Source organism: Oleiphilus sp. HI0043 (assembly GCF_001634935.1).
In genome coordinates, this window is the sequence record NZ_LWEY01000410.1 from 1 (window position 1) to 1,124 (window position 1,124).

A 1,124-nucleotide genomic window follows, 5' to 3' on the forward strand; every position below is an offset into this window, starting at 1 on the left:
AGACACTTCTGAGTTTGTTGGCTTAGAAGGCGAATTGGCTGCAGATAGCGAAGTTGAGAACCTACAATATGTTTCTCCTGAGATTGCTGACGGTTTAACTGTTGGTGTAACTTTGCCAGTTGAAAGCAGCTCTGTATTCGCTGGTGCTTTAGCTGCTAAATACGCTATGGATAACCTTGAACTTGCTTTTGCATACTCTATGGGTCGCGAAGAAGCTGGTGTTGAAGCAGAAGATACTATTGGTTTAGGTGCTACTTACTCAATGGATGATATTACTGTAATGCTTGGTTACGAAAGCATGTCAGATACAGTTGATTACATTGGTTTGCAGGGCATGTACACAATGGGTCAGAACCAGTTTGCTCTAGGTTATGGTATGAAGTCTTATGATGGTGCAGAAGACGAAGCGACAATTGCGCTTCAAGCTCTTCATAATGTAACAGATCATTTGTTTGTAGCTCTAGAATACACAACGTCTACTGACCTTGGTGGTGTTGATGGTGCGGATGTTGACGTACTAGCTATCGGCGCTAACTACAGCTTCTAAGTTGTAAGTTTAGAACTAAGCTCTAAAAAGCCGGTGACTTTCACCGGCTTTTTTTTGCCTGAAATTTATGTAAATCAAACGATAAGGTGTTTTGTGCCGAAAGAAATTGAACTAAAACTTAGTGTTGTGGGTGAAAGTCTTGCTGTGCTTGAGAGCTTGGAAGCGTGTTTGAGCAATCAGGGGTTTGTGCTTGAGTTGCAGCGAAAGCCTTTGCAGAATATTTACTATGATACGCCTGATAAGATATTGAACCAGCATCGAATGGCTTTGCGGGTTCGGAAAAAAGGCGATGCTTTTATTCAAACCTTGAAGACCAAGGGGAAGTCGGTAAGCGGTCTAAGTGAACGTGGTGAATGGGAATGGGAATTGGCGGATAACAAGCTAGATATTTCACTTCTAGAGGGCTTGGATGTTTGGCCGGAAGGAATGAATTTGGAAAGTTTAAATGCGGTGTTTGAGACGAACTTTGTTAGGCATCAGGTATTAATTGAATGGCAGGGTAGCGAAATTGAATTAGCTTTTGACCAGGGCGAGGTGTTGTCAAAAGGTAAGTGTCTGCCAATCAAAGAAATTGAGC

Annotated in this window: 2 protein-coding genes; both read left to right on the forward strand. The window is 42.3% G+C overall.

The genetic code is table 11. The features are described 5' to 3' along the window. Window positions 1–547 (forward strand): porin (locus A3729_RS05360; RefSeq protein WP_156497693.1); only part of this gene is annotated, 547 nt, incomplete at its 5' end. Window positions 548–640: 93 nt separating this feature from the next. Beyond that, the coding region (locus A3729_RS05365; RefSeq protein WP_197475591.1) for a CYTH domain-containing protein at window positions 641–1,124 on the forward strand (484 nt) is incomplete at its 3' end.